The organism is Saccharopolyspora galaxeae, from assembly GCF_016526145.1.
Lineage (GTDB): Bacteria > Actinomycetota > Actinomycetes > Mycobacteriales > Pseudonocardiaceae > Saccharopolyspora_C > Saccharopolyspora_C galaxeae.
On sequence record NZ_JADDUE010000004.1, the window covers coordinates 221,826 to 248,042 of the forward strand.

A 26,217-nucleotide genomic window follows, 5' to 3' on the forward strand; every position below is an offset into this window, starting at 1 on the left:
GAAGGCAGGACCGGCGTCCCGCCGACCGGAAGCCGCGCATCCCGCGCGACGAGCGCGACCATCCTCACCGAAAACGGTATTGGAGCTTTCCAGCATGACCCGCCACCTGGTAACCAGTGCGCTTCCGTACATCAACGGCATCAAGCACCTGGGCAACATGGTCGGGTCCATGCTCCCCGCCGACGTCCACGCCCGGTACCTGCGCCAACGCGGCCACGAGGTGCTGTTCATCTGCGCCACCGACGAGCACGGCACGCCCGCCGAGCTGGCCGCGGCCGAAGCGGGCCTGCCGGTCGCCGAGTTCTGCGCGCAGCAGCACCAGGTGCAGGCCGAGATCTACCGCGGTTTCGGGCTGTCCTTCGACCACTTCGGCCGCAGCTCTTCACCGCAGAACCGCGACATCACCCAGCACTTCGCGCGGAAGCTGCACGAGCACGGCTTCATCGAGCAGCACGCGGTGCGGCAGGTCTACTCGGCCGCCGACGGGCGATTCCTGCCGGACCGCTACATCGTCGGCACCTGCCCCTACTGCGGTTACCAGCGGGCGCGCGGCGACCAGTGCGAGAACTGCACGCGGGTGCTGGACCCGACCGACCTGATCGAACCGCGTTCGGCGATCAGCGGCAGCACCGAGCTGGAAGTGCGCGAGACCAAGCACCTGTTCCTCACCCAGTCGAAGCTCACCGACGAGGTCGAGCGGTGGCTGGACGCCAACAGCGCCTCGTGGCCCACGCTGTCCTCCTCGATCGCGCGGAAATGGCTCACCGAAGGCCTGCACGACCGGTCCATCACCCGCGACCTGGACTGGGGCGTCGCCGTGCCCGGCGACACCTGGCCGGAGCTGGCCGAAGAGGGCAAGGTCTTCTACGTCTGGTTCGACGCCCCGATCGAATACATCGGTGCCACCAAGGAATGGGCCGACGAGGCACCGGAGCAGCGGGACTGGAAGTCCTGGTGGTACGAGGCCGACGACGTGACCTACACGGAGTTCATGGCCAAGGACAACGTCCCCTTCCACACCGTGATGTTCCCGGCCACGCTGCTGGGCACCCGCGAGCCGTGGAAGAAGGTCGACCACGTCCAGTCGTTCAACTGGCTCACCTACTACGGCGGGAAGTTCTCCACCAGCGAGCAGCGCGGCATCTTCACCGACCAGGCGCTGGAGCTGATGGGCGCGGACTACTGGCGGTACTTCCTGATCGCGAACGCGCCGGAGTCCGACGACGCGTCGTTCTCGTGGGAACTGTTCGCCTCGGTGGTGAACAAGGACCTCGCCGACACCCTCGGCAACTTCGTCAACCGGGTGCTTTCGTTCAGCCGCAAGCGGTTCGGCGAGCAGGTGCCCGCCGGTGGCGAGCCGGGTGAACCGGAGCGGCGGCTGGCCGGCGAGGTCGCGCGGCTGCTCGGCGACTACCAGGACAACCTGGAGGCCAACCAGTTCCGCAAGGCGGCCCAGGCGTTGCGGGCGTTGTGGAGCGCGGGCAACTCCTACCTGGAGGAGAAGGCCCCGTGGATCGAGATCCGCACCGATCAGGAAGCCGCCGCGCTCACGCTGCGCACGGCGATGAACCTGATCTACCTGTACGCGGTGGTCTCGGAGCCGCTGATTCCGGGCGCGGCGCAGTCGATGCGGGAGGCGTTCGCCGCCGACGACCCGGCGCGGCGCTGGGTCACCACCGACGAAGCCACCTCGTTCGGCCTCGTCGAAGCGGGCACCGGCTTCACCATCCCGCCGGTGCTGTTCAAGAAGATCACCGACGATGAGCTGGCCGACTACCGCACCCGCTTCGGCGCCGAACCAGCCGAGAGCTGACCCCGGACCGACACACCGCGCCTCCCTAGCTCAACGCGGGTTTGTTCCGGGGTTGCGGCTGGCGGGTGGTGGCCGCGCACGTCGGGCGTCGGCTCTGGAACCGAGCGAAGGGGTCGTTCGCCCCGATAGATGGAGTGCGGAGCTCCTTCACTCGAAGTTCAGCGCCGCGATTGCGGAGTCAGGTCGGCGACCGGGCCGATGATGATCACGGCCGGGGGTTTCACGTCCTGCTCGGCGACGGCGTCGGCGACCTCGGCCAGCGTGCTGCGCACCGTGGCCTGGGTGCGCATGGTGCCTTCTTGCACGATCGCCACCGGCGATTTCGGGTCGCGGCCGTGCTCCAGCAGCACCGCCGCGAACTCGCCGATGCGCTTGACCGCCATCATCAGCACCAGCGTGCCCTTGAGCTTCGCCAGCGCGGGCCAGTCCACCAGTGAAGTCTCGTCGTGCGGCCCGACGTGCCCGGACACCACGACGACCTCGTGCGCCACCCCGCGGTGCGTCACCGGCACGTCGGACACCGCGGGAACCGAGAACGCGCTGGTGATTCCGGGTACGGCGGTCACCGCCACGCCCGCTTCCACGCAGGCGAGCAGTTCCTCGTAGCCGCGGCCGAACACGTACGGGTCGCCGCCTTTGAGGCGCACCACGAACTTCCCGGCCCGCGCGTGCTCGACCAGCAGCGAGTTGATCACGTCCTGGTTCGCCGCGCGCCCGTACGGGATCTTCGAGGCGTCGACGACCTCCACGTGCGGCCCGAGCTCTTCGAGCAGTTCGCGCGGCGCGAGCCGATCGGTGATCACCACGTCGGCGCGGCCGAGCAGCTGCCGCCCGCGCACCGTGATCAGGTCGGGTGCGCCGGGACCGCCGCCGACCAGGGCGACACCGGGTGCGGGCGGCTCGGCGCGGTCGTCGGCCACGCCCGTGCGCAGCGCCTCGACCAGCGCGTCCCGGACCGCCGCCGAACGCTGGTGCGCCCCGCCGGCGAGCACGCCCACCAGCAGGCCGTCGTGCTCGGCGACCGCGGGCGTGACCGCGGTGCCCTGCGAAGCGTCGTCGGCGCGCACGCAGAAGATCCGCTCCCGATCGGCTTCCGCGGCGACGGCCGCGTTCACCTCGCTGCCCGTCGCGCATGCCACCGCGTACCAAGCGTCCGCGAGGTCACCGTCCGCGTAGCGGCGGCGATGCCAGGTGAGCTCCCCTGCCTCGGCCATCGCTTCAACGGCCGGGGTCGCCTCCGGTGAGACGATCTCCACCCGCGCGCCCGCGTTGATCAGCCGCGGCACCCGCCGCTGCGCCACGGTGCCCGCGCCGACCACCACCACCCGCTTGCCGGTGAGATCGAGGCCCGCGAAGTAGTGGTGCTCGGCAGGTTCCGGGGTAGCTGAGTGCGTGGTCATGCCGTCCGTCGTTCGAGTAGCTGTTCGCCGCGGCGACGTCGCCGGGGCCGGAGTGACGCGCGAGAGGCGTCCGGCGGGTTCGGACTCGCGTCGCCTCCGCCAGCCGTCCCATCTTGTCATGGAAGCCGCAGGCACCGAAGGACCGAGCAGCTCAGCGTGGTCCCGAGACCGGCCACAGTGGAGTCCGCGGGCAGTCCCGGCGGCCCCATCGGCACCACCGGTGTCCGCGGCTTCGGCCGCAGCATCCTCACCCGCCCGGCGACGAAGGTCAAACTCCGGTGAATTCGCTCACCGATCTCCGTCGCGCCGCGGAACCACCTGGTCACCGGCTGGTTTCGTTGCCTCGGCACGGGAGGCGGCGCATCCTTGGGACACGAACTCCAAGTCCGCACTCCGGGAGGCGGTCATGCACGCGAACCGCAATCTCACGCTGGACATGCAAGTCCTCGAGGCCGGCGCGAAAACGACGGCGGACATCGGGATGATCACCGGGGACGGCCGGGCGCTGCACGGGCACGGCACGGCGCGGCGGCACCCGGACGACGCGGACGTCCCGCAGATCGGCGACGAGATCGCGATCGCCCGCACGCTGTTCGAGCTCGGCCACAAGCTGCTGGACACCGCGGCCACCGACATCGGCGAACGCCAGCACCGCCGGGTGCACCTGATGGCTTAGCGCGGCACGCCCACTGCGCCCGGTGATGACGTTGCGGACAGCGCCACCGCCGGGGCTGCACTACTGCTGATTCTTGCGGTTCGCGGTATCCCTCTCGAACTGCCGGAGATCGACATCCACCATGTCGTAGTATCGCGCGCCAGGTACTCTATCGAGCGCATCGTAATGATCTTTGCCCATTCCTACGTAGCGGACACCGTCTGCAACAGCACCCTCAACCGCCTTCTTGAAGTGCTTGTTCCTCCGGTTTCGCATCTCGATTTCCTTATCGTCCAGCGTCATGCCGGAATGGTCGCCCATCCGGGTCGCATCAGTCTTGGCCGTTTCGTCCTCTTTGCCACGTTCCCGTAGTTCTTCGAGGAGGACTTTGAGGTAGCTCTCCAGCGGCCCCGCGAAACGATGCGTATCCTCGTCGGCAAATGCTTCCCAGAGGGAACCACCACGGGGAAGGCCTTTGACGAAATGGTTCACATCGTCCCTGAGGAGGTCGGCAGCCTTGGCGACTCCGGTTCTGTCGGATTTCGTCTTCTTGGTGGCCGCGTACTCCGCAACCAACTTTTCCTGCGCAGGTTTCTTGGGCTCCTTACTTCGAACATCCTTGCCGTACTGCCACGCGATCTTCAGATACCCCTGCAACATCCGCCCGTATTTATCGACTTCATCCGTCGGCCCGGGAGGACGTTCCCCGGGGCGTTGCAGCTGCTTAATCAGAATTGCCGCGACCTCACCCAACTTGGGATACAGCGATTCGGCACCGTGTGCGACCACATCGGACTGCGGCTCGGACATGCCGACCCTTTCGAGGGTCGCACCCAATTCGTCTTCGTATGCCTTCTTCGTGTGCGGCTCCCCCGCGAAGCCGTCGGTGACGAAGGGCTCGTACAAGAAACGGTCCGAATCGACCGCGTTGAGCACGTGCGGCAAGGTAACCTTGCTGTGGCGCTCCCCGAGCACATTGGTGAGGTTTTGGTCGAACCGGACCCAGGTCCCCTCACTCGCGGCCCCCGGCAGGTTGCCCAAGTAATCAGTGTTCCCAGCTGCGTGGTCCTCGAACTCCTGCAGCGACGTGTAGTCGTGAACGAGATCGTCATCCACTAGTTTCTTCTGCTCGTCATTGAGAGTGCCGTCGGTCGACGGAATTTTCTGCCCATTGACGAACGCCAACCGCTGGACGGCAGCCGGCGCGGTCGGCAGCGCTCCGGTATCGCCATGTGTCGAACGTGTCGTCTCCTCCCCGACCGGAGCGGCCGGCGCATGGGGCGACGAGCGCCGAGCGATCATGTCCGCCACCGCCGCGTTGCCCAATTTCTGCTGCAGATCCAGCAGCGCTGACGCCGGAGTCGCCGGTCCCCGGCCCGGCGTCGGGCGGCTCGACGGCTTCCGGCGCGCGTTGTCGTCGATCTCGTGACGGGCGTGCATCGTTGCCTCCTGCAAGGTCGACCCCAACGCAATGCCGCCGCACGGAGACTTTCCCCGGATCAATCGCCGCACGAGGCCGGTCGAACCAGCGTGGCCCGGATTTCCCTGCCCTCGCCAGAGCCGACACGTCGCCATCGGGCGAAGCGCCGTTGCCCGAAAGTGCCCGCCGTGCTGCCCCAACGGGCACGGTCGCCGACAACTGCCCGCGTCACGGTCGGCTGTTCGGCGTTGATCCGACGTTCAGGCGCGCACGCCCGGGATCAGTTGCAGCTGCACGGAGTTCGAGCCCGCTGCCGCGCGGGCGGCGGTGTGCAGCGGAAGCCCGTCGCCGGTCGTGACCAGGGCGACCAGACGGCCCTCGCGGGCGAGAGCCGCGGCGGTTGCCGCGCAGCCGGAGTCCGCCGCGTGCGTTACCGCGCCTGGATGCACGAGGTCTCCCACCAGGTCCAGGTCTTCGGCCCGACCCACGATCGCCGCAGCGCGGCGGAGTTCGGTCTCGGCGCGGGGCGTGCGCAAGTCCGCCGGGCCGGGACCGAGGCCGATCACGGTGAGCCGCCCGCGCGGGCGGACCCGGGCGACCGCGACGGTGACCCCGCCGTCGCTGATCTTGGGGACCACCAGTTCCGCCACTTCGCCGGGTCCGGTGGAGAGGTCGCGCCCGTTGGAGACGACCGGCTCGGAATCGGGGGCAGCTTCCTGGACGACAGCCGTAAGGTCCGCCCCGGAAGCAGCATCCCCGTCGCCGACCGCCGCATCTTCCGCCGCCCGCAGCGCGGCCGCTTCGGCGACGCTGGGCGTTCCCGACTCGGCGAGCACCGCTGAACTGGGATTCGGCACCGGCACCCCGGCCAACTCGTCCGCCGGGTAGAGCCGCAGCGGCAACTCGACGTCGGTCGCGTGCCAGAACCCGAGGTCCTGCACCGCTTCCAGGATTCCGCTCTCGTCGGCCTTCGCTTCCGCGGTGGCGAACGCGCGGACGGCCCGCGGATCGAGCCCGTGCTCGCGATCCAGCTTCGCGATCAGCCCGGTAACCGCGGTGCGCGAAACTCCGCGCACCGAACCGATCCCGACCACGAGCGTGCGCGGGAGGATCCGCACCTCGTGCTCGCCCGGTTCCGCACCAGGGCGCCGATCATCCACCACGATCGTCCACAGTGGCTCGTCGCAGTCGGTCGAGACGTTCGAGGGCAGCGCAGGCATCGGGAATCCGCGCGGATTCCGCAGCAGCACGGGCGCACCACCGGCGATCGCCGCGCCGCATTCGGCCAGCGAACCGTCCGCAGTGGCGTCCAGCGAGTCCAGCACCTCGTCCAGCGGATCGACCGCAGCACCCGCGGTGACCACCGGAACAAGGCCCAGCACCTCGGAAATCCGCTCGGCCAAGGCACGCGAGCCGCCGGAAACGGTGACCGCGAACCGCTCGTCCACGCACACCACGTCCGGATCCGACGCCTCGTCGCGCAGCAGCGGCGCGACCGACCGGACCGCCGCGCCCACCGGGAGGAACAGGACCACAGCGTCCAAAGAGGACCAATTCCGCCTTAGCGCGGGTCCGGTCGAGCCGTCCACCAGCACCGCATCCGGGCCGAGGCGGGCGGCCAGGTCGGCGGCGGTGCGCTGCTCCTGCGGGGTGCGCGGGAACAGCCCGAGCACTACGGCTCCTTCCGGCGGCCGGAGACCACCACCACCGCGGCGGCCGGTTCCAGCTTCGAGCCGCCGTCGTCCAGCTCGACGAGCCGGCTCGCGGCCAGCTGCACGCCCCGCACCTCGTAGCCCGCGGCGCGCAACGCGTCCCGGGTCGGGCCGACGCGCTCCAGCTCCGTCAGTTCGATCACGACCCGCGAGGCACCGGCGTGCGCGCAGGCGGTGACCACGTCGGCGCCACCGCCGCCGACGAAGACCGCGTCCGGTTTCGGCAGTTCCCGCAACGACTTCGGAGCTTCGCCCTCCTCGACCCGCACGTCCACGCCGTGCCCGGCCGCGTTCGTCACCAGCCGCACCACCTGCGCCTCGTCCGACTCGACCGCGACCGTGGCCGAGCCCATCCGGGCGCATTCCACCGCGACCGAACCGGAACCGGCGCCGACGTCCCACACCAGCGTGCCGGGACGCGGGGCGAGCTCGGCCAGCGCCACCGCCCGCACCTCGGCGGGAGTGATGTCGCCGTCGCGGTGCGAGAACTCGTCCTCGGACAGGCCCCACGAGTCGGGCAGCCGCTCACCCCCGAACAGCCAGCTGCGCGGCCCCTGCTCGTGCGCCTGGTTCGTGCACAGCACGACCGAATTCGCCGCCCAAGTGCGAGTGGCAGCCTCGGCCGGATCGACCGGCGTGAACTTCTCGTCCGGACCGCCGACGTCCTCGCCCACCAGCAGCGTCCGCCGCCAGCCCGCCAGTCCGGAGGCCAGCTGCGCCGGACCGGCGTCCGGTGCGGTCAGCACCAGCACGGCCGGGCGCGCCCGGCACAGGTTGATCACCCTCGGCAGGTCCTGCTCGCCGGGGACGGCCACCGGCACGTCCTCCCACGGGCGGCCGATGTGCGCCATCAGCTTCGCCACCGCCGAGGCGGCGGGCAGCACCGAGCAGCGGATCCCGCGGTCCCGCAACGACCGCAGCACGCCGAAGAAACCGGGGTCGCCGTCCACCAGCACCACGCCGGTCTCCGCACCGGCCAATGCGGACAGCGCGCCGAGCGCGGACTCCAGCGGTTCCAGTTCCAGCGTCCGGGCCTGCTCGGGGGCGTGCGCGTTGAGATTCCTGCGCGCTCCCACCACGAGTCGCGCCGACCCCAGCGCCTCCGCGGCACCCGCGGGCAGCCCCGCACCGTCGATCCCGACCACCGTGACCGTCACGTCACCCACCTCGTCCCGGCGTGCACGCCGTCTCATCGCACGAACATCACCACCTTGCCACGCCCGGCCGCCGGGAGCGGGGACGTGGTGGCCGGGCACGCGGAGGCCGCGTGCCCGCCTGTCGCACGGGCCGGGGCGCCGCGCAGCCGCGGCGTCCCGGTCCACAGTGGAGTCAGTCGGCGGAGTCGTTCTTGCGCTTGGCCGACTTGGTCCCGGCGGAACGGGATCGGCCGGAGGACTTCGCGGGCGTCTTGGACTGCGACTTCGTGGACTTGGTGCTGCGCGAGCGGGTTTTCGCGGTCGTGCGCGTGCCGTTGGCCGTGCTGGAGGCCCCGGCGGGCGTGTCCGGCTCGCTGGAGTCCTCGGATCCGCTCGAGGTTTCGGCACCACTGGAAACCTGGGTGTCGTCGGAAACCTCGGGCTCGCCGGTGGCTCCGGAGCCGGCCTCCGACCCGGTGGTCACCTCCGAGGCATCGACCGTCTCGGGTTCCGCGGACTCGCGGGCTTGCTGTTCCTGCGTCTCCGAAACCTGCTCCGCGGAGGACGCCGCGTCCTGGTCCTCGACACCGGATTCCTCCGCAGCGGCGGGAAGTTCCGCTTCCGAGCGCACCAAGGAGAGCGCGGGCCGCGCGGGCTCGTCGGCCGGTTCGGGTTCCTCGGCCGCATCGGTGTTGCGCTGCGAACCGAACAGATCCGACTGCCCCGGGTCCTCGGCGCGCCGGGAGCGGGAAGCCACCCGGGCCGAACCGCGCGCCGCCTCCTGCCATTCACGCACCGCCCACCAAGCGATGTTCGGCACCGCGCCCGCACGGCCCTGCTCGGCGGAATCGCGCACCGGGGCGTCGGAGGCATCGCCGACCGCACGCTGCTGCGGCAGGTCCTCCGGATCCGCTTCCGGCCGCGCACCGCGGCGCCGCGAACCCGACGGGCGGTAGGAACGCCGCCTGGCCGAAGGGTCGCCGCGCCGGTAGCCGGAGTCCGCCCGCTTGCCCGAATCGAGCGCTTTGCCGACCAGGAACAGCGCGTTGCGCCACAGCTTGCGGGACTTCACCGCCTGCTCCAGCTCACCGATGGTGGTCCGCACCAGCAGCTCGTCGGGCAGGCTGACCTTGTAGGCCACCAGCACCGGCACGTCGTCGGAGTAGCCCCCGGCGCGCAGCTCCTCCACGAAGTGCCCGGCGCGGGAGGCGGGCAGCGTCACCGCCATCGTCGTGCCGTGCCGGGCGAACTCGCGCACCTGCTCGGATTCCGGTGTCGTGCCGCCGAGCCGGGTCAGCACCACCGACTGCGCGCTCTCCGGCGCGGTCAGCTCGCGGCCGACGGCGGCCGCGGCCGCGGTGAACCCGGCGACGCCGGGCACGATCTCGACTTCCAGGTCCATCCGGGTGCACGCGTCGTACTGCTGCTGCACCGCGCCCCACAGCGCCGGATCACCCGCGTGCAACCGGACCACGCGGAGCTTGTCCCGCTCGGCGCGCCGGTAGACCTCCACGGCCTGCTCGTGGTTGAGCTGCGAGGAGTCGATCAGCTCGACGTCGGCTGCGGCGTGTTCGCGCACGCACTCGGGCGCGAGCACGCTGGCGGACCACACCACGACATCGGCCTCGGCGATGCGCCGCGCCGCGCGGACCGTGATCAAGTCGGCCGCGCCGGGTCCGGCTCCGATGAACGAGATCCGCCCACTCACTGTTGCTCTCCTCTTGTCGCCTCGCCGGTGCGCGGCCGCGGAACCGGGCCCGATCAGTCCACTGAGGACAATGCGCGGCCCGCCCGGGGTCACCCAGCGCAGCCGCGCAGCCGCAGAAACCGTACCTGGTGGTCGACCGGCGTTCACACTGCCGTGTCTGCATCCCCGGTGACCCGCTGCGAACAGGAGGCCACGAAGCGCGACACCAGCTCCGGCGCCCCGGCCGGGTGAGTGTGCAAGTAGGAGGCGTGCAGCCCGCCGCGCACGAAACCCTCGGACACCGCCGTGCCCGCACGCCAGTACCAGGCAGGCTCGGGGCCGCTGCCCGGCTGCAGCCTGGTGCGGTGGAATTCGTGCCCGTTGAGCCGGAAACCGCGCTGGCACAACGGCGAGTCCGTGGCCGCGACCGCCTCGCGGTAGCCCAGCGTCAGCGTCGGGGACATCTCCGCACGCGCGGGCAGCACCCCGCACAGCGGATGACCGTCCAGCTCCTCGGCGAGGTAGAGCAGCCCGCCGCACTCGGCGTGGATCGGCGCCCCGGTCTCGGCGAAGCGGGTGATCTCCGCGCGCAGCGCGGAGTTCGCGGACAGCTCGGCCGCGTGCTGCTCCGGAAATCCACCCGGGAGCACCAGTCCGCGAGTTCCCTCCGGCAGCCGCTCGTCGCGCAGCGGGTCGAGCACCGCGACCTCGGCGCCCGCCGCGGTCAGCAGCTCGACGTGCTCGGTGTAGGCGAAGGTGAACGCCGGACCGCCGGCGACCGCGATCACCGGCCGGGACGCCAGATCCGCGCCTGGCCGATCCGCACCGGGCCGATCCGCCGGCGCGGCGACCTCGTCCGCGGGCCGCCACGGCTCGTCCGGCAGCTCCGGCGCTTCGCGGGCCAGCCGGATCACCGCGTCCAGATCCACGCCTGCTTCCACGGCGTCGGTCATCGCGTCCACGGCCTCGGACGCGGCGCCGCCGTGCTCCGCGGCCGTGATCAGGCCCAGGTGCCGCGACGGCACGCTCAGCCCGTCCGTGCGCCCCAGCACGCCCAGCACCGGCAGCCCCACCGATTCCGCCGCGTCCCGCAGCACCTGTTCGTGCCGGTCCGAGCCCACCTGGTTGAGGATCACCCCGGCCAGCCGCACTCCCGGCTGGAAGCTGCGGAACCCGTGCAGCAGCGCGGCGAGGCTCTGGCTCTGCCCGCGGGCATCCACGACCAGCACGACCGGAGCCCGCAGCAGGTCCGCGACCTGTGCGGTGGAACCGAACGCGGGCCCGTCCGCGCCCGCGTCGAGCTTGCCGTCGAAAAGCCCCATCACGCCTTCGGCCACCGCGATGTCCGCGCCCGCGCTGCCGTGCCGGAACAACGGCGCGATCCGCTGCTGCCCGACCAGCACCGGATCCAGGTTCCGCCCCGGCAGCCCGGCCGCCACCCGGTGGTAGCCGGGGTCGATGTAGTCCGGGCCGACCTTGAACGGCGCCACCCGCAGCGACCGGCGGCGCAGCGCGCCGAGCAGGCCGGTCGCCACCGTCGTCTTGCCCTGCCCGGAACCGGGCGCGGCGATGACGACCCGCGGGCTCACCACTCGATGCCCTTCTGGCCCTTCTGCCCGGTGTCCATCGGATGCTTGATCTTGCCGGTCTCCAGCACCAGGTCGGCGGCCTCGACGAGTTCCGGCGGCGCGTTCCGGCCGGTGATCACCACGTGCTGGTGGCCGGGCCGGTCCTGCAGCGTCGAAACCACTTCGGCGACGTCGACCCAGCCCCAGTGCAGCGGATACGTGAACTCGTCCAGCACGTACATGCCGTGCCGCTGCTCGCCCAGCCGGCGCGCGATCTCGTGCCAGCCCTCCAGCGCGGCCTCGGCGTGGTCCTGTTCGGTGCCCTGCTTGCGGGCCCACGACCAGCCTTCGCCCATCTTGTGCCACTCGACCGGCCCGCCTTCACCGGTTTCGGAGTGCAGCCGCCCGAGGGCGCGGAACGCGTTCTCCTCGCCGACCTTCCACTTGGCGGACTTGACGAACTGGAAGACCCCGACCGGCCAGCCCTGGTTCCACGCGCGCAGCGCCATGCCGAACGCGCTGGTGGACTTGCCCTTCATCTCGCCGGTGTGCACGACCAGCAGCGGGCGGTTGCGGCGTTGGCGGGTGGTCAGCCCGTCGTCCGGGACGGTCGATGGTTTTCCCTGCGGCATGGCCCGAGCCTAAGCCACGGCGCGGCCGAGATCGCAGGACCAGCTCGGCGGAGTGCGCCGGAACACCGTTGCGCGCGCAACCGGCCGAGGTCGCAGAGCGGCCCGGCACACTGCAACCGGCGACGCACCCGTTGCACCGCGCCCGAACGGCCTCGGCGACGAAATCGTTTGCCCGGATTCCACCGGTACGCCGCGGGATTGCGGCTGGTGCGCGAGATTCGCCGAGGTGCGTAGAAAGCACCCCCGCGCTCAACCGACCTGGGGGTCATCGGGAGCGCGAGGGCGCCTCGTGGTCCACCCCTGGGGGTCAGGTGGACGAAGAACACCTTACCAAGTTCGCCGGGATATTCCTACACCTGCCCGCGCGTGTTGTGACCGAATCGGAATCAGGCGGCCTTTGCCACGCCGTCGCGGGCCGCGCGCACCACTCCAGCGACCGCGTCCGCGGAGAGCTCCTCGAGCCGCAGGCAGGCCCCGCCGAGCGCGGTGGCGAGCTGCCCGGCCAAGCCGAGCCGGACCATGCCCTGCTCGCAGTCGACGACCACCGAAGCCACTCCGAGCCCGGCCAGCAATCCGGCCGCACGCAACGAATCCCGCACCGCGCGCTGCGCGCCGGAGCGCCCACCGCCGGCCGCTTCACCGGCCGGAATCGTGGCCTTGCCGTCGGTGAGCAGCACCAGCAGCGGGCGCCTGCGCGGGTCCCGGGTGCGTTCGGTCTGCACCACCTTGCGGACTTTCAGCAGGCCGTCGGCCAGCGGAGTGCGGCCGCCGGTGCGCAGATCGCGCATCCGGGAGGCGGCGATCTCCACCGACGAGGTCGGCGGCAGCGCCAGTTCCGCGGCACCGGCGCGGAACGTCACCACGCCCACTTTGTCGCGCCGCTGGTAGGCGTCCCGCAGCAGGGACAGCACCGCGCCGCTGACCGCGGACATCCGCTCCCTGGCGGCCATCGAGCCGGAGGCGTCCACGGCGAACAGCACCAGGTTGCCCTCGCGGCCTTCGCGCACCGACCGGCGGACGTCTTCCTGGTGCAGCACGAGTCCCGGGCCGCTGCGCCCGCGCGCGAGCTGGTGCGGGGCGGCGGCGGTCAGCGTGGCGGGCAGGTGCACGCCATTTCCGTCCACTGTGGAGGAACGGATGGTCTGGCCGGTGCGGGAGCGCGCGCGGGAACGGCGGCCGGGCGCGCCTTCGCCGACCCCGGGGACTTCCAGCAGTCGGGCGCGGAAGGCCGGAGCGGGCGCGGCGGGCGGCTTGCCCGCGGGCGCCGGGCCGTTGCCGCCGGATTTCTCCTGCTGCTGCCCGTTCTGCTGATCAGCAGCGCTCTCCGGCGGCTGCTGGGCTTGTCCGCCACCGGGACCGTCCGGGCCGTCGTCCGGACCGCCGTCCGGAGATCCGCCGCCCGGCCCGTCGTCCGGTCCGTCCGGCGGTTCGTCGTCGCCCGAATCCCCAGCGTCGCCCGAATCCCCAGCGTCCCCGGAGTCGTCGCCCGAGTCCTCGGCGTGCTCCGCGGCATCGGACAGCGCCTGCTGCAACTGCTCCTCGTCCACACCCGGCTCGTCGAACGGATCGCGGCGCCGCCGGTGCGGCAGCGCCAGCCGGGAGCCCGCCTCGACGTCGACCTCCTCGACCGCGTCCGCACCGCGCCAAGCGGCGTGCGCGACAGCGGTGCGGGCCAGCACCAGGTCCGCGCGCATCCCGTCCACGTCGAACGCCGCGCACAGCGCGGAGATCCGGCGCAGCTCGGAATCCGGCAGCACCACCGACTCGACGCGGGCGCGGGCGGCCGCGATCCGCTCGGCCAGCTCGGCGTCCTGCTCGGCCCACTGCTGCGCGAAACCCGCCGGGTCGGCCTCGAACTCGAGCCGCCGCCGCACCACCTCGGTGCGCGTGGCTACCTCCCGCGAAGCCGAGACCTGCACGGTGAGGCCGAAGCGGTCCAGCAGCTGCGGACGCAGCTCACCTTCCTCCGGGTTCATCGTGCCGACCAGCAGGAACGAGGCGGCGTGCGTGATGGACACGCCTTCCCGCTCGACGTGCGCGCGCCCCATCGCCGCCGCGTCCAGCAGCAGGTCCACCAGGTGGTCGTGCAGCAGGTTGACCTCGTCGACGTAGAGCACTCCGCGGTGCGCGGCGGCCAGCAGACCCGGTTGGTAGGCCCGGACTCCCTCGGTCAGCGCCTTCTCCAAGTCCAGCGACCCCACCAGCCGGTCCTCGGTGGCCCCGACCGGCAGTTCCACCAGCTCGGCGGACCGCTGCTCGGCGGCCGTCGCCGCGTGCGGGCCGTCCGGGCACTCCGGGTCGGGTTGCTGCGGGGAGCAGCCGAACCGGCAGTCCGGGACCACGTCCAGCGCGGGCAGCAGCGCAGCCAGCGCACGGACCACAGTGGACTTCGCGGTGCCCTTCTCGCCGCGCACCAGCACGCCGCCGATGCGCGGGTGCACCGCGTTGAGCAGCAGAGCCAGCCGCAGGTCGTCGTGCCCGACCACGGCGGAGAACGGAAAGCGCGCCCTCGCGGGAGCAGTCATGCCAGGAGTTCCTTCCTCGGGTCTCGGACGCCCCGATGTCGGCTGTGCCGGGGCGAGGCAGTGTCCTGACTCCCGGATCCGCGCGGAACTTCCCCGGCCTTCCCAGGCGTCCCGGTGGCTCGCGAAGGGGACCCGCTCCCCGGTCACAGTGGCGCCGACCGTGCCGGACTCGCACCGGCTTCCTGACCTGCCCTGGCTGGGACCAGCGAGCATCGTCGCAGATCAGCCGATGCCGAGGAACCTCGCTGCGGCAGCGATCACGCCGGGCAGCGCAACATGTCGATGTGCGCGATGCCGTCTTCGAGGTACTCCTCACCGGAGGGCTCGAAGCCGAACGGGCGGTAGAACTCCAGCACCCGGGTCTGCGCCGAGAGCACCGCGGGCGAACTGCGCACCTCGGCGAGCGCCGCGCGCATCAGCTTCGCGCCGAGCCCCATCCCCCGGGCGTTCTTCGCGGTGGCCACCCGGCCGATCCGGAAACCGCCACCGGCGTCCTCCAGCAGCCGCAGGTAGCCGAGCACGTAGCCGTCGGCCGAGTCGATCCAGAAGTGCCGGGTGCGGCTGTCCAAGTCTCGGCCATCGAGCTCGGCGTAGGGGCATTGCTGCTCGACCACGAACACGTCCACCCGCAGGCGCAGCAGTCTGTAGAAGTCCTCGGCGTCGAGGTCGGCCGTGTAGGCGCGTTGCACAGCGGTGGCAAGCGGTTGCAGCGTCACCACTCCGGGATATCACACGCGGGCCGCGCGACCCGCATTCACCTGCGGCGAAGTAGTAAACGCCACTGTCGTCGTCACAGCTGCGACGCCATCTCGGCGGCGACACCGGAAATCCGGGCGTAGACGCCGGGGGCGCCGGGGCGCCCGCATCCCGCGCCGTAGGAGACGACTCCCACCAGCCTGCCTTCGGCGACCAGCGGGCCACCGGAGTCGCCGGTGCACGCGTCCCGGCCGCCTTCGGGGAGTCCGGCGCAGACCATGGTCGTGCCGTCGTATTCCGGGTAGGTGTTGCGGCACTGCTCGTCGCTGTTGATCGGCACGTCGGCGGAGCGCAGTGTGTCCGAAGTGGACCCGTACTCGGTGGTGCGGCCCCAGCCGTAGACGCGGGCCGGAGTTCCGGGCCGGTAGGGCTCGACTTCTCCGGCCCCGGCCATCGGCAGCGGCGGCTGCGGCGCCGGAGCGGTCAGGGTCAGCACGGCGACGTCGTGGCCGTGGCCGACGTCCCGGAACTCGGGGTGCACCCAGACTTCGCGAACTTCCGAAACCGTCCCGGCGGAGGTGCGCAGATCTTCCCGCCCGGTCACCGCGCGCAGCTCTCCCACGGCGCGCGGCTGCGCGGTGGCGGTGTCGAAGGTGCAGTGCGCGGCGGTGACGACCTTGTCCGGGGCGACCAGCGTCCCGCCGCAGAACTGGTTGCCGTCCGGGTCGGTCAGCGCGACCGCCCAAGGCGCGGCCTCGATCCCGGTGCCCTCCCCGCCGACGACGCGTTCCTTGCCGCCGCCGGGTGTTTCGGCGGACGCGACCGGACTCATCAGCGCCACGGCAGCGGCTCCCGCGGAGCACCCCGCGAACAGCCTTCGCAGCGGGAGCCGGAACTTGCGAGCGCTGCCGTTGAACACGTCGGCCTCCATGGTCGCGGGGATCTACGGCGGCACACCGTAGCGGCCCGGTCACGTAGAGGTCAGGAGGCTGAACTCACATCCAGACGGCAAAATTTTTCGTTAGTATGGTCATCGGCAGGAAAAAGAACGTCGATCAAGCTCTTCATCCACCGTTCATCCAGCCACTCATTTCGTTGATCCGGAGACCGCGACGATGCGGACTCCCGAGATCACCCACGATCCGGTGAATCTTGCCCGGCGGCCGCGCGGCCCGCCGTGCCTTCGCGCGCCCGAGTAGGAGGAGCGAACCCGCCATGCTGGACTTCACGACGCTGCCTGCGTTCCTGCTCGCCAGTGCAGTAGTAGTGCTCACGCCCGGTGTGGACGCGTTCCTGCTGCTGCGGACCTCGCTGCGGCAGGGCACCGGAGCCGGGCTGCGGGCGCTGGCCGGCATCCACAGCGGCAGCATCGCGCAGGTCGCGCTGGTGATCTGCGGGCTCGGCGCGCTGATCACGAGCAACCCGGCGGTGCTGTCCACGCTGAAATGGGCGGGCGCGGCGTACCTCGTTTACCTGGCGGCGACGATCGTGCGCGGGCTGTGGCTGACGCGGAAGCGAAGCGGCGAAGAACTCGGCGGCGGCGCCCCGGTGCGGCGGCCGTACCTGCAGGGGCTGCTGAGCAACATCACGAACCCCAAGATGCTGCTGTTCAGCCTCGCGTTCCTGCCGCAGTTCGTGGGCGGCGCCACCGCGCCGACGCTGCAACTGATCATGCTCGGCGCGGTGTTCCTGGTGGTGGCCGCGATCTGGGAGATCACCGTCGTGCTGGCCGCCGCGCGCATCGCCGACCGGCTGCGGCATCCGCGGGTGGCGCGCTCGCTGGACATGGTCAGCGCAGCCGCGTTCCTGACCATCTCGGTCGGCCTCGTCGCGAGCTGAGCCGCTTCCGGCCGATTTCTCAGGCACCGCCCCGGAACATGCGAAGGCCGGGGCGCCCGGCGCGCGCCCCGGCCCTGCTCCGGCTGAACCCGGATCAGCTCAACTGCGCCTGCACCTCGTCGTAGTAGCTGGCCACGCGGGTGTAAACCCCCGGTTGGCCGGGCCGGGCGCAACCGTTGCCCCAGGACACGATCCCGATCAGCCGGTCGTCGACGACCAGCGGCCCGCCCGAGTCGCCCTGGCAGCTGTCCACGCCACCCGCGGGCAGCCCGGCGCAGACCATCGCCTCCGGGTCGTACTGCCCGTTGTAGGCATCGGAGCACTGCTGGTCGGTGGTGATCGGCGGGGTCGCCTGGCGCAGCGTGCGGGACGGGGTGCCGCCTTCGCTCGTGCTGCCCCAGCCGAGCACCGTGGCCTCCTGGCCCGGCTCGTAGAGCCCGGAATCCTGCGGCTGCGCCAGCTGCAGCGGAGTCTGCGGCAGGTCCCGTTCCAGGGTCAGCACCGCGACGTCCGAACCGCTGGTGGCCTGCTGGTAATCCGGGTGCACCCAGGTGCCGCGGACGCCGACTTCGTCGCCGTCGCTGCTGAGCTTGTCGTCGCGACCGGCCACGACGGTCATCTCGGGCGGCCCGCCGGTGACGCAGTGCGCGGCGGTGACGACCTTGTCCGGCGCGGCCAGCGTGCCCCCGCAGAACTGGTTGCCCGAGGCGTCGGTGAGGTAGACGACCCACGGGAAGTCATCGGTGCTGGCGGGTTCGCCGCCGACGACCTTGCTGGTGGGCGGCGGTTGCTGTTGCGGGGCCTGCTGTTGCGGGGCCGATTGTTGCGGGGCCGCCGCGACCGGTGCGCTGATCGCCGCTGTGGCGAACGCCGCCGCGGCGAGCGCTCCGGCCGCCGACCACCACCGGGAAGTCGGTTTCCCGGCCGTCTCCGAAGTTCCGGCCAGCCCCGAAGGTCCGGTCTTCCCGCGAATTCCTGTCATCCCGCTGTCCTCCGAATCGCCCTGTCATCCCGCTCGTCCTGCATGGATCAGCCGGTATCGCGGCGCGGTGGTCAACCGGCGCTGCCCCGGTGCGCGGACAGTGTCGCGGACAAAGCGGATCACGGCTCGGTCACAGTCCACAACGGCCGATCGTCTTTACCTGAACAGGTGATATAGCGGGAGAACTCCTCGATCGGAGCAGCACGAATTAGTCCTATGTGGACTTTCCGGAGCCCAACCGCGGAGGCACCCGCGCGCAGCGATCGCTCACTGCTCGTGCAGGACCTCGCGGATCAGCTCGGCGCTGGTGTCCGGGGGGTTCGCGGCTCGCACGATGTTGCGCAGGAGCTGGCGGTAGCAGCTGACCGCGCTGTCCGAGTCGAGGAACACCGACGCGTGGTGGTTCTCCTGGAACACGATGTCCGGCTCGCCGTCGTACTCGAAAAGCAGGAACGAGCCGTGCAGCCCCGGATACGCCCCCACCTGGCGCGGCACCACGCGCAGGCAGACGTGGTCGGACTCCATCATCACCAGCAGGTGCAGCAGTTGTCGTTTCATCACGCCCGGCCCGCCGATCGGGCGGCGCAGCGCGTGTTCCTCCACGACCGCGTGGAACAGCGGCGCCCGGCTGCGGCTGAGGATCATCTGGCGGGCCATCCGGGTGGCTACCAGGTCGTCCAGCTCGGCCTCGGAATGCTCCGGGGCCATTCCGGAGATCACCGCGCGGGCGTATTCCGCGGTCTGCAGCAGGCCCGGCACCAGCAGCGGCTCGAAGCTGTGCATCCGGACCGCTTTGCCCTCGTAGTTCAAGAACTCCCGCCAGCTCTGCGGGGCGGCCGAAGGGCGCTGCCACCACGCGGTGCGGCCCGCGTTGCGGGCGAGTTCAACCAGCGCAGTGCGCTCCTGCTCGGCCACCTCGTACAAGCCCAGCAACGCCTGCACATCGGCGAGCTGGACCCCGCTGGCACCGGTCTCGATCCGGCTGATCTTGCTGCCGGAAACACCGAGGCGGGCGCCCGCGTCGGTGCAGCTGAAGCCGCTGCGCTCGCGGTATCTGCGCAGCTCGGTGGCGAGTTGGCGTGAACGGACCGACGTGTGACGGTTACCCGGCATGGCTGCGGTTTCCCCCAGCATCGACATCCCCCGACGAGGACGCCGAACCTTCGGCGCCCGCAAGCACGGACAGGAACTGCGCACGCCGGCCGGAAGTGCTGGTCCGCCCCGGTCGCACCTGCCACGGGCATCTCCCCGAAACCGTGGGCGGCCAGATCGGCGGGCCTGCCCGCTCTGATCGTGCCGCGATCCGGTGCGGTGCCGGTCGTTCTCGGCGCCGCTGCGGATCCTCCCACCACTTCGGGACCGGCGGGTGCGGATCCGGCGAGCGGCCGGAGATTTCCGGCGTCGACCAAGACCGGCGTGCTGCGCCCATGATCTCGAGGGCGGCGCGCGCCGACAATAACTCGATCAAGTGAAGACTTGCAGATTCTTGCAGCCTCACCCGTGCCCGGCAGGACCGCGCAGAGGCCCGACAGCCGCCTACTAAGCTGCGCGCGGGCGAACGCAAGAACCGCCCGCCACCCGTATCGGCTGAGGAGGAGACCGATGAGCCTGGAACGCCCCGTCGACCCGGACCCGTACTCGCTGCTGCCCGAGGTCCCCGCGTTCACGCTCACCTCCAAGGACGTGGCCGAGGACGAGCAGATGGCGCTCACCCACGCCTACGACGGGATGGGCGCCGACGGCGGCAACGTGTCCCCGCAACTGAGCTGGGAAGGCTTCCCGGAAGCCACCAAGAGCTTCGTGGTCACCTGCTTCGACCCGGACGCCCCGATCCCCGGCGGGTTCTGGCACTGGGTGCTGGTCGACGTGCCGCCGACGGTGACCGAACTGGCCGCGGGCGCGGGCGGGCGCACCGGCTCCGGCGTGCCTTCCGGTTCCTTCCAGGTGCCCAACGACCTGGGCGAGCGCGCCTACGCGGGCGCCGCCCCGCCGCCCGGCGACCGCGCGCACCGCTACATCTTCGCGGTGCACGCGCTGGGTGTGGAGAAGCTCGGGGTGGACGACCAGGTCACCCCGGCCGTGGTCAGCTTCAACGTGGCGTTCAACACGCTGGCGCGGGCGGTGCTCGCGCCGACCTACGCGCACTGATCCCGCGCGGAGGTCCCGGTGAGCGTCCGGGTGCTGCCCGCCGTCGTCGCCTCGCTGGTGGCGGTGGCGCTGGCGGTGCTGCTGTTCGTCCCGTTCGTCGCACGCGAGCACCGCAGGCGCGGTGAGCTGCGCCCCGGCACGTTGCTGCTGTTCCTCGCGGCCCTGCTGTACGCGCTGGGGCTGGTGGCTTACGTGCTGGTGCCGCTGCCGCCGGTGGCTCCCGGGTTCTGCGAGGTCTTCGGCGAGCTGGAGCCGCAATGGCGGCCGCTGGCCGGTTTCGACGGCCTCCGGCGCCCGCAGCACTGGATGGAGCTGACCGGGCTGCTCGCGGACGGCTCGGTGCAGCAGTTCGGGTTCAACGTGCTGCTGTTCGTGCCGCTGGGCATGTTCGGGCGGTACCTGGGGCGGCTGAGCCTGCCGTGGACGGTGCTGGCCGGGTTCGCGGCCTCACTGCTGGTCGAAGTCACCCAGATCACCGGCATCTGGTTCCTGTACCCGTGCCCCTACCGGCTGTTCGACGTCGACGACCTGCTCGCCAACACCACCGGAGCGCTGGCCGGAGCGGTCGCGGCCCCGCTGCTGCGGCTGCTGCCGGGCCAGCGCAGCGCGGCGGACGCGGGAACGCCCCGGCCGGTCACCGCGCGGCGCAGGCTGCTCGGCATGAGCTGCGACGTGCTGGCGCTGGTGTGGCTGGGACTCATCATCGGGCGCGGCACGCAGCTCGCGCTGGGCGCGACGGGCGCTCAGGTGCCGCCCGGGCTGGGCGAGCTGGTCGAGTCGGCCGCGTTGTGGCTGCTGCCCGCGCTGGTGCTGCTGCTCGTCCCGCTGGCCGGGGGCGGCACCACATTGGGCCAGCGCACCGTCCTGTTGCGCACCGTCGCGGGCGATCGGAGCCCGGGTGCGCGGGCGGTGCTGGTGCGCTGGCTGTCCGGACTCGGCGGGCTCGCGCTGCTCGAAGCGCTCGCGAACCTGGTGTGGCCGCAGGCCGGTGCCGCGCTGGCGGTCCTGTGGTGCGCGGCGCACGCGTTCGGCGTCCTGCGCACCCGGAACCATCGCGGCATCAGCGGCAGAGCGGCCGGGACGGCGGTGGCCGATGCCCGCCCCGGCGATCCCGCGGACCGCACCGGGTCAGCGGCGCAACACCGCTGACGATCCGGTGGACCTTCAGGACGCGGCGAGCGACTTCCTGTCGTAGGCGTCGCGACGGCCGAACACGAACCAGGCCAAGCTGCCCAGGAACGGCGCCACGAACGCGATCACGATCCACACCAGCTTCATCCCGCCGGTCAGCGGCGAACGGAGCACGCTGACCAGTGCGGCGATGAACAGCACGGCCAGCGCGATCAGAATTCCGGTGATGCCGAGGCCGACAGCGCCCCCGGCGATGTAGTCGCCCACGCCGGCGCCTTCGGCGAGGTTGTTCTGCTGTGCGAGCAAAGAAGCCTGGTCCGTCATCGTTGTCCCCATCTCCCGTAGGTTCCGCGCCGGCGGCTCCGTGCCGCCGGACATAAAAGATCTTGGCATGACGCGTTCCGGCGCGGATCGGCACATCGGCCCGGGCTCGGTCGTACTTCGGGACAAGCCGGATCGCGCACCACAAGCCACCGGGCGAGCGCGCGAACCGATCCGCTGACCGGCCGAACGACAACGACCTCCCGGCACCTCGACGCCGAGGCCGTTCCGGCGTTCGCCCGCACCCGGGCAAGATCGGCCGAACGGCCGAGGCGGCGCAGCCGCTCACCGTGCTACCGCTGATCACTCGTGGCAGTGCCGCGGCACGACCAGGCCCGTTTCGTAGGCGACGACCACGGCCTGCGCGCGGCTGGACACGCCGATCTTGGTCATGGCGCGGTTGACGTGGGTTTTCACCGTGGCCTCGCCGACGCCGAGGCGTTCGGCGATCTCCGCGTTGGTCGCTCCGGTCGCGATCAGCTCCAGCACCGACAGCTCCCGCCGGGTCAGCGCGGACAGTTCCGCGGGCACGCCACCGCGGGGCTGCGGCCCGCGGGTGTAGGTCTCCACCAGACGACGGGTGATGGTGGGGCCGAACAACATCCCGCCGTCGGCGACCGCGCGCACCCCGTTGATCAGCTCCTCCGGCGGGCCGTCCTTCAGCAGGAAGCCGGAGGCGCCCGCGCGCAGCGCAGCGTAGACGTACTCGTCGAGGTCGAAAACGGTCAGCACCAGCACGCCCGGCCGCGGCGGTTCGGCCAGGATCAGTTCGGTGGCGCGCACCCCGTCCATCTCCGGCAACCGGATGTCCATCAGCACCACGTCCGGCCGCAGCTGCGCCGCGAGTTCCACGGCGGCGCGGCCATCGGCGGCCTCGCCGGCGACTTCGATCCCCGGGGCGGCGCGCAGCAGCGCGGCGAACGCCGCCCGCAGCAGATCCTGGTCGTCGACGACCAACACGCTGGTCATGCGTTCGTTCCCGGAGCGGTCAGTGCTTCTTGCGCGGCCGCGGCAGCACCGCCCGGTGTTTCTCGCGCGGCCGCCGCAGCACCGCCCGGTGTATCTCGCGCGGCCGCGGCAGCACCGCTCAGTGCTCCTCGCGCGGCCGCGGCAGCCGCAGCACCACCTGGAAACCACCTTCGCGGCGCGGCCCGCTCTCGACCGTGCCGCCGTACATCTTCGCGCGTTCGCACATGCCGATCAAACCGTGCCCGGACGAGCCTGCGGACGCCGGGGCGGCCGCTGCGCTGTTGCTGACCAGCAGCTCCAGCTGCTCGCCCTGGTGCCGCAGCACCACGGCGACGGCGCTGTCCGGAGCGTGTTTGAGCACGTTGGTAAGCGCTTCCTGCGCGATCCGGTAGGCGCAGAGTTCGGCCCCCGGCGACAGCGGGCGCGGTTCGCCCTCGCTGCTCAGCTCGACCTGCACGCCTGCGGCGCGGATGCTCTCGACCAGCGCGGGCAGGTCCGCCAGCCCCGGCTGCGGGTGGAACCGGTCGGCGTCCGCGGGACCGTCCTCGGCTTGCGGCCGGAGCACGCTCAGGAGCCTCGCCAGTTCGTCGAGCGAGCCGCGGGCCGCCGTCGAGATCGTGCCGAGCGCGTCGCGGGCGGTCTCCCGATCCGAGTCGAACACGTAGCGGGCCAGACCGGCCTGCACCGATACGACCGACAGGTGGTGCGCGACCACGTCGTGCAACTCGTGCGCGATGCGCATCCGTTCTTCGGTGACCGCACGTTCGGCTTCCCGGTCCCGATCCCGGCGCAGCTGTTCGGCCTGCCGCAGGCGCAGCCGCACCACGTGACCGGCGGTCAGCGCGATCGCCGCCTGCGTCGTGCCGAACAGCACGGCGGAGGGCATCAGGTCGGCGGGCGTACCGACAGCAGCCCCGGTGTAGATCACCGCGGTGGCGACCCCGGTGCCCGCGGCGGCCAGCGGAAACGGTTTGTGCACTCCGACCGTGTAAGCCGCCAGCAGCGGCCCGATCACGCCGAGGGAGGTCTTGCAGCCGATTCCGTAGAACACCGCGAGGGCCACCGTCACCACCAGCAGCACCCCGAGCGGGAACTTCCGGCGCAGCACCAGCGGCACACCGCTGAGCAAGACCAGCACGTGGGCCAGCGCTCCGGCCGCACCGCTTTCGACCACGTCTTCCGGGCCGATCGCCACGACTACCACGAAGGCCATGGCCAGCGCGAAGTCCGCGAGCAGCGGGTGCCGATGCAGCCAGCCGGTCAGGATCGCGGCCGGGCCTCGGGAATGCTCGGTGGGCAGGTGGAGATGACCACCCCCGGGGGCCACCCCCACCTCTGCCTCCCCGTGCACATCATGCGGCCGCACCCTCTTCGGCATCGCGCACAATGATGCGCTCGCCCAAGTTAATGATCACGGCCGGTGCCGGTCGACAAACCAGCGGTGGAGATACCGGGTAAACCTTCGCGGTATTCCCACCGGCGGGCGCGGGAGCGGCAGGCTCGGCTCCGGCCGCTGGGAATCCCCGGGCCGCCGCGGAAGTTGAACGGATCGCGGCGGACATCGTCCGGCGACTACCCCGCAGGACCGGCGAACCAAACGCGCAGCGGCCCGAACACCGACCGGCCCCGGCACGCACCCGACAGCACAGGATGGACATGCCCCACTTCGACCTGGTCATCATCGGCAGCGGCTCCGGCAACTCGATCGCCGACGAGCGGTTCGCCGACTGGAACGTCGCGTTCGTGGAGAAGGGCATCGGCAGCGCCTCCTCCTACGGCGGGACCTGCCTGAACGTGGGCTGCATCCCGACGAAGATGCTGGTGCACACCGCCGACGTCGCCGCGGCACCCGGTGCCGGGAGCAGGCTCGGGGTCGACCTCGAACTGCGGGACGTGCGCTGGCGCGACGTCCGGGACCGGATCTTCGGCCGGATCGACGCGATCTCCGACGGCGGCAGGCGCTACCGCGCAGCGGGCAGCGACAACGTGACGCTGTTCGAGGGCGAGGCGCGGTTCACCGGTATCAAGCAGCTCACCGTCGAGACCGCGGACGGGCCCGAGACGCTGACCGCCGACCGGTTCGTGGTCGCCGCGGGCGGGCGGCCGACGACTCCGGACATCCCCGGCATCGACGACACCGGTTTCCACACCAGCGACAGCGTGATGCGGCTGGACGCGCTGCCGCCGCGGATGATCATCCTCGGCACCGGGTTCGTCGGCGCCGAGTTCGCGCACGTGTTCTCCGCGCTGGGCGTCGAGGTCACCGTGATCGGGCGATCCGGGCGGCTGCTGCGCGCCGAGGACGTCGACGTCTCGGAGCGGTTCACCGAGCTGGCCGCCGAACGCTGGGACGTGCGGCTGAACCGCAAGGCGCTCGCGGCCGAACGAGACGGCGACGTCGTGCGGCTGCACCTGGAAGGCCCGGACGGCGCGGAAACCGTCGAGGCCGAGCAGTTGCTGGTGGCCGTCGGCCGCGAACCCAACAGCGACCTGATCGATGCCGAGACCGGCGGGCTGCGGCTGCGCGCCGACCGCAAGATCGAGGTCGACTCCCGGCAGCGGACCTCCGTGGACGGGGTGTGGGCGCTGGGCGACATCAGCTCCGATCACGAGCTCAAGCACGTCGCCAACCACGAGATGCGGGTCGTGCAGCACAACCTGCTGCACCCGGACGAGCAGATCGAGTCCGACCACGCGCACGTGCCGCACGCGGTGTTCTCCGCGCCGCAGATCGCCGCGGTCGGGCTCACCGAGCAGGACGCCCAGGCGCACGGCGTCGAGTACGTCAGCAAGGTCCAGGAGTACGGCGCGATCGCCTACGGCTGGGCGATGGAGGACACCACCGGTTTCGCCAAGCTGCTCGCCGACCCGGCGAGCGGCCGGATCCTCGGCGCGCACATCATCGGGCCGCAGGCCCCGACGCTGCTGCAACCGCTGGTGCAGGCGATGGAGTTCGGCCTGGACGCCCGCCGGATGGCGCGCGGCCAGTACTGGATCCACCCGGCGATGCCGGAACTGCTGGAGAACGCGCTGCTCGGCCTGCCGCTCGCGGAATGACCCGGTCGCGAGGAGTGCCGTTGCACCTGCTGCTGATCGCGGACACGCACCTGCCCAAACGGGCCAAGGCGCTGCCGGACGAGGTGTGGTCGCAGGTCGATGCGGCCGACGTGGTCTTCCACGCCGGTGACTGGGTCGAGCCCTACCTGCTCGACGAGCTGGCCGAGCGCAGCGCGCGGCTGATCGGCGTCCACGGCAACAACGACGGCGACGAGTTGCGGCGCCGGTTGCCGGAGGTGGCACGCGCGGAACTCGGTGGGCTGCGGTTCGCGATGGTGCACGAGACCGGCGCAGCGCAAGGCAGGGAGCGGCGTTGCGACAAGGCGTACCCGGACGTCGACGTGCTGGTGTTCGGGCACAGCCACATCCCGTGGGACAGCGTGACGCCGGCCGGGATGCGGCTGCTCAACCCCGGTTCGCCGACGGATCAGCGGCGGCAACCGCACTGCACCTACCTGACCGCCGATCTCACCGCCGGCGGCCTCGGCGAGGTGCAGCTGCACCGGCTGCCCGGGCGCGGGTGAGC

General features: G+C 71.4%; 23 protein-coding genes and 1 riboswitch. Of the genes, 8 read left to right on the forward strand and 15 right to left on the reverse strand.

Annotated elements, in window-relative coordinates:
• Positions 1–94 precede the first annotated feature (94 nt).
• The gene (metG, locus tag INP57_RS11430; RefSeq protein ID WP_200070121.1) at positions 95–1,813 is read left to right on the forward strand and encodes a methionine--tRNA ligase; all 1,719 of its coding nucleotides are present in this window, start codon (positions 95–97) and stop codon (positions 1,811–1,813) included.
• Positions 1,814–1,971: 158 nt separating this feature from the next.
• Here metG and cobA read toward each other — a convergent pair whose 3' ends face one another.
• Complete coding sequence (gene cobA, locus INP57_RS11435; protein WP_200070122.1) at positions 1,972–3,213, reverse strand: uroporphyrinogen-III C-methyltransferase; 1,242 nt, start codon at positions 3,211–3,213, stop codon at positions 1,972–1,974.
• Positions 3,214–3,369: 156 nt separating this feature from the next.
• On the opposite strand from cobA, the gene INP57_RS30010 reads away from it, so the two are divergent.
• Together INP57_RS30010 and INP57_RS11440 are read left to right on the forward strand one after the other, a co-directional pair.
• Positions 3,370–3,495: a hypothetical protein gene (locus INP57_RS30010; RefSeq protein ID WP_255520824.1), complete on the forward strand. Its 126-nt coding sequence runs from the start codon at positions 3,370–3,372 to the stop codon at positions 3,493–3,495.
• A gap of 124 nt (positions 3,496–3,619) precedes the next feature.
• On the forward strand, positions 3,620–3,889 hold the full coding sequence (locus INP57_RS11440) for a DUF1876 domain-containing protein (RefSeq protein WP_200070123.1): 270 nt from the start codon (positions 3,620–3,622) through the stop codon (positions 3,887–3,889).
• Between the two features lie 60 nt (positions 3,890–3,949).
• Here INP57_RS11440 and INP57_RS11445 read toward each other — a convergent pair whose 3' ends face one another.
• From INP57_RS11445 to INP57_RS11485, 9 genes are all read right to left on the reverse strand, one after another.
• The gene (locus tag INP57_RS11445; RefSeq protein WP_200070124.1) at positions 3,950–5,308 is read right to left on the reverse strand and encodes a hypothetical protein; all 1,359 of its coding nucleotides are present in this window, start codon (positions 5,306–5,308) and stop codon (positions 3,950–3,952) included.
• 240 nt (positions 5,309–5,548) lie between these two features.
• On the reverse strand, positions 5,549–6,961 hold the full coding sequence (locus tag INP57_RS11450) for a cobalamin biosynthesis protein (RefSeq protein ID WP_200070125.1): 1,413 nt from the start codon (positions 6,959–6,961) through the stop codon (positions 5,549–5,551).
• Complete coding sequence (locus tag INP57_RS11455) at positions 6,961–8,193, reverse strand: bifunctional cobalt-precorrin-7 (C(5))-methyltransferase/cobalt-precorrin-6B (C(15))-methyltransferase (protein ID WP_233627347.1); 1,233 nt, start codon at positions 8,191–8,193, stop codon at positions 6,961–6,963. The genes INP57_RS11450 and INP57_RS11455 overlap by 1 nt, the downstream gene beginning before the upstream one ends.
• 136 nt (positions 8,194–8,329) lie before the next feature.
• A complete protein-coding gene (locus INP57_RS11460) occupies positions 8,330–9,844 on the reverse strand; it encodes a cobalt-precorrin-4/precorrin-4 C(11)-methyltransferase (protein WP_200070126.1) in 1,515 nt (504 codons plus the stop codon).
• A gap of 143 nt (positions 9,845–9,987) precedes the next feature.
• Complete coding sequence (locus INP57_RS11465) at positions 9,988–11,412, reverse strand: cobyrinic acid a,c-diamide synthase CobB (RefSeq protein WP_200070127.1); 1,425 nt, start codon at positions 11,410–11,412, stop codon at positions 9,988–9,990.
• Complete coding sequence (gene cobO / locus INP57_RS11470) at positions 11,409–12,023, reverse strand: cob(I)yrinic acid a,c-diamide adenosyltransferase (RefSeq protein WP_200070128.1); 615 nt, start codon at positions 12,021–12,023, stop codon at positions 11,409–11,411. Before cobO ends, INP57_RS11465 begins: the two co-directional genes overlap by 4 nt.
• 386 nt (positions 12,024–12,409) lie before the next feature.
• Positions 12,410–14,548, reverse strand: coding sequence for a magnesium chelatase subunit D family protein (locus INP57_RS11475; RefSeq protein ID WP_200070129.1), 2,139 nt, complete (start codon positions 14,546–14,548; stop codon positions 12,410–12,412).
• Between the two features lie 58 nt (positions 14,549–14,606).
• Positions 14,607–14,733: riboswitch (cobalamin riboswitch) on the reverse strand.
• 72 nt (positions 14,734–14,805) lie between these two features.
• Positions 14,806–15,264, reverse strand: coding sequence for a GNAT family N-acetyltransferase (locus tag INP57_RS11480; protein ID WP_200070130.1), 459 nt, complete (start codon positions 15,262–15,264; stop codon positions 14,806–14,808).
• Positions 15,265–15,338: 74 nt separating this feature from the next.
• A complete protein-coding gene (locus tag INP57_RS11485) occupies positions 15,339–16,076 on the reverse strand; it encodes a S1 family peptidase (RefSeq protein WP_233627348.1) in 738 nt (245 codons plus the stop codon).
• Positions 16,077–16,459: 383 nt separating this feature from the next.
• Here INP57_RS11485 and INP57_RS11490 point away from each other — a divergent pair, with 383 nt between their 5' ends.
• Positions 16,460–17,083 carry a LysE family translocator gene (locus tag INP57_RS11490; protein WP_200070132.1) on the forward strand — a complete coding sequence of 208 codons (624 nt, stop codon included), beginning with the start codon at positions 16,460–16,462 and terminating at the stop codon, positions 17,081–17,083.
• A 94-nt stretch (positions 17,084–17,177) separates the two neighbouring features.
• Here the strand turns inward: INP57_RS11490 and INP57_RS11495 are convergent, their stop codons facing one another.
• The gene (locus INP57_RS11495) at positions 17,178–18,065 is read right to left on the reverse strand and encodes a S1 family peptidase (RefSeq protein WP_200070133.1); all 888 of its coding nucleotides are present in this window, start codon (positions 18,063–18,065) and stop codon (positions 17,178–17,180) included.
• 267 nt (positions 18,066–18,332) lie between these two features.
• Positions 18,333–19,178: a helix-turn-helix domain-containing protein gene (locus INP57_RS11500; RefSeq protein ID WP_200070134.1), complete on the reverse strand. Its 846-nt coding sequence runs from the start codon at positions 19,176–19,178 to the stop codon at positions 18,333–18,335.
• A 489-nt stretch (positions 19,179–19,667) separates the two neighbouring features.
• Here INP57_RS11500 and INP57_RS11505 point away from each other — a divergent pair, with 489 nt between their 5' ends.
• Both INP57_RS11505 and INP57_RS11510 read left to right on the forward strand, forming a co-directional pair.
• Entirely contained in the window at positions 19,668–20,213 is a 546-nt protein-coding gene (locus tag INP57_RS11505) for a YbhB/YbcL family Raf kinase inhibitor-like protein (protein ID WP_200070135.1), read from the forward strand.
• 18 nt (positions 20,214–20,231) lie between these two features.
• Entirely contained in the window at positions 20,232–21,362 is a 1,131-nt protein-coding gene (locus INP57_RS11510) for a VanZ family protein (RefSeq protein WP_200070136.1), read from the forward strand.
• Positions 21,363–21,377: 15 nt separating this feature from the next.
• Here INP57_RS11510 and INP57_RS11515 read toward each other — a convergent pair whose 3' ends face one another.
• From INP57_RS11515 to INP57_RS11525, 3 genes are all read right to left on the reverse strand, one after another.
• Positions 21,378–21,680, reverse strand: a complete 303-nt coding sequence (locus INP57_RS11515) for a PLD nuclease N-terminal domain-containing protein (RefSeq protein WP_233627349.1) — start codon at positions 21,678–21,680, stop codon at positions 21,378–21,380.
• A 288-nt stretch (positions 21,681–21,968) separates the two neighbouring features.
• Positions 21,969–22,634 carry a response regulator gene (locus INP57_RS11520; RefSeq protein ID WP_200070137.1) on the reverse strand — a complete coding sequence of 222 codons (666 nt, stop codon included), beginning with the start codon at positions 22,632–22,634 and terminating at the stop codon, positions 21,969–21,971.
• 118 nt (positions 22,635–22,752) lie between these two features.
• Positions 22,753–24,012, reverse strand: a complete 1,260-nt coding sequence (locus INP57_RS11525; RefSeq protein ID WP_200070138.1) for a sensor histidine kinase — start codon at positions 24,010–24,012, stop codon at positions 22,753–22,755.
• Positions 24,013–24,290: 278 nt separating this feature from the next.
• Here INP57_RS11525 and INP57_RS11530 point away from each other — a divergent pair, with 278 nt between their 5' ends.
• Both INP57_RS11530 and INP57_RS11535 read left to right on the forward strand, forming a co-directional pair.
• Entirely contained in the window at positions 24,291–25,691 is a 1,401-nt protein-coding gene (locus tag INP57_RS11530; RefSeq protein WP_200070139.1) for a mycothione reductase, read from the forward strand.
• Positions 25,692–25,711: 20 nt separating this feature from the next.
• The gene (locus INP57_RS11535) at positions 25,712–26,215 is read left to right on the forward strand and encodes a metallophosphoesterase family protein (protein WP_200070140.1); all 504 of its coding nucleotides are present in this window, start codon (positions 25,712–25,714) and stop codon (positions 26,213–26,215) included.
• The last annotated feature ends 2 nt before the right edge of the window (positions 26,216–26,217 follow it).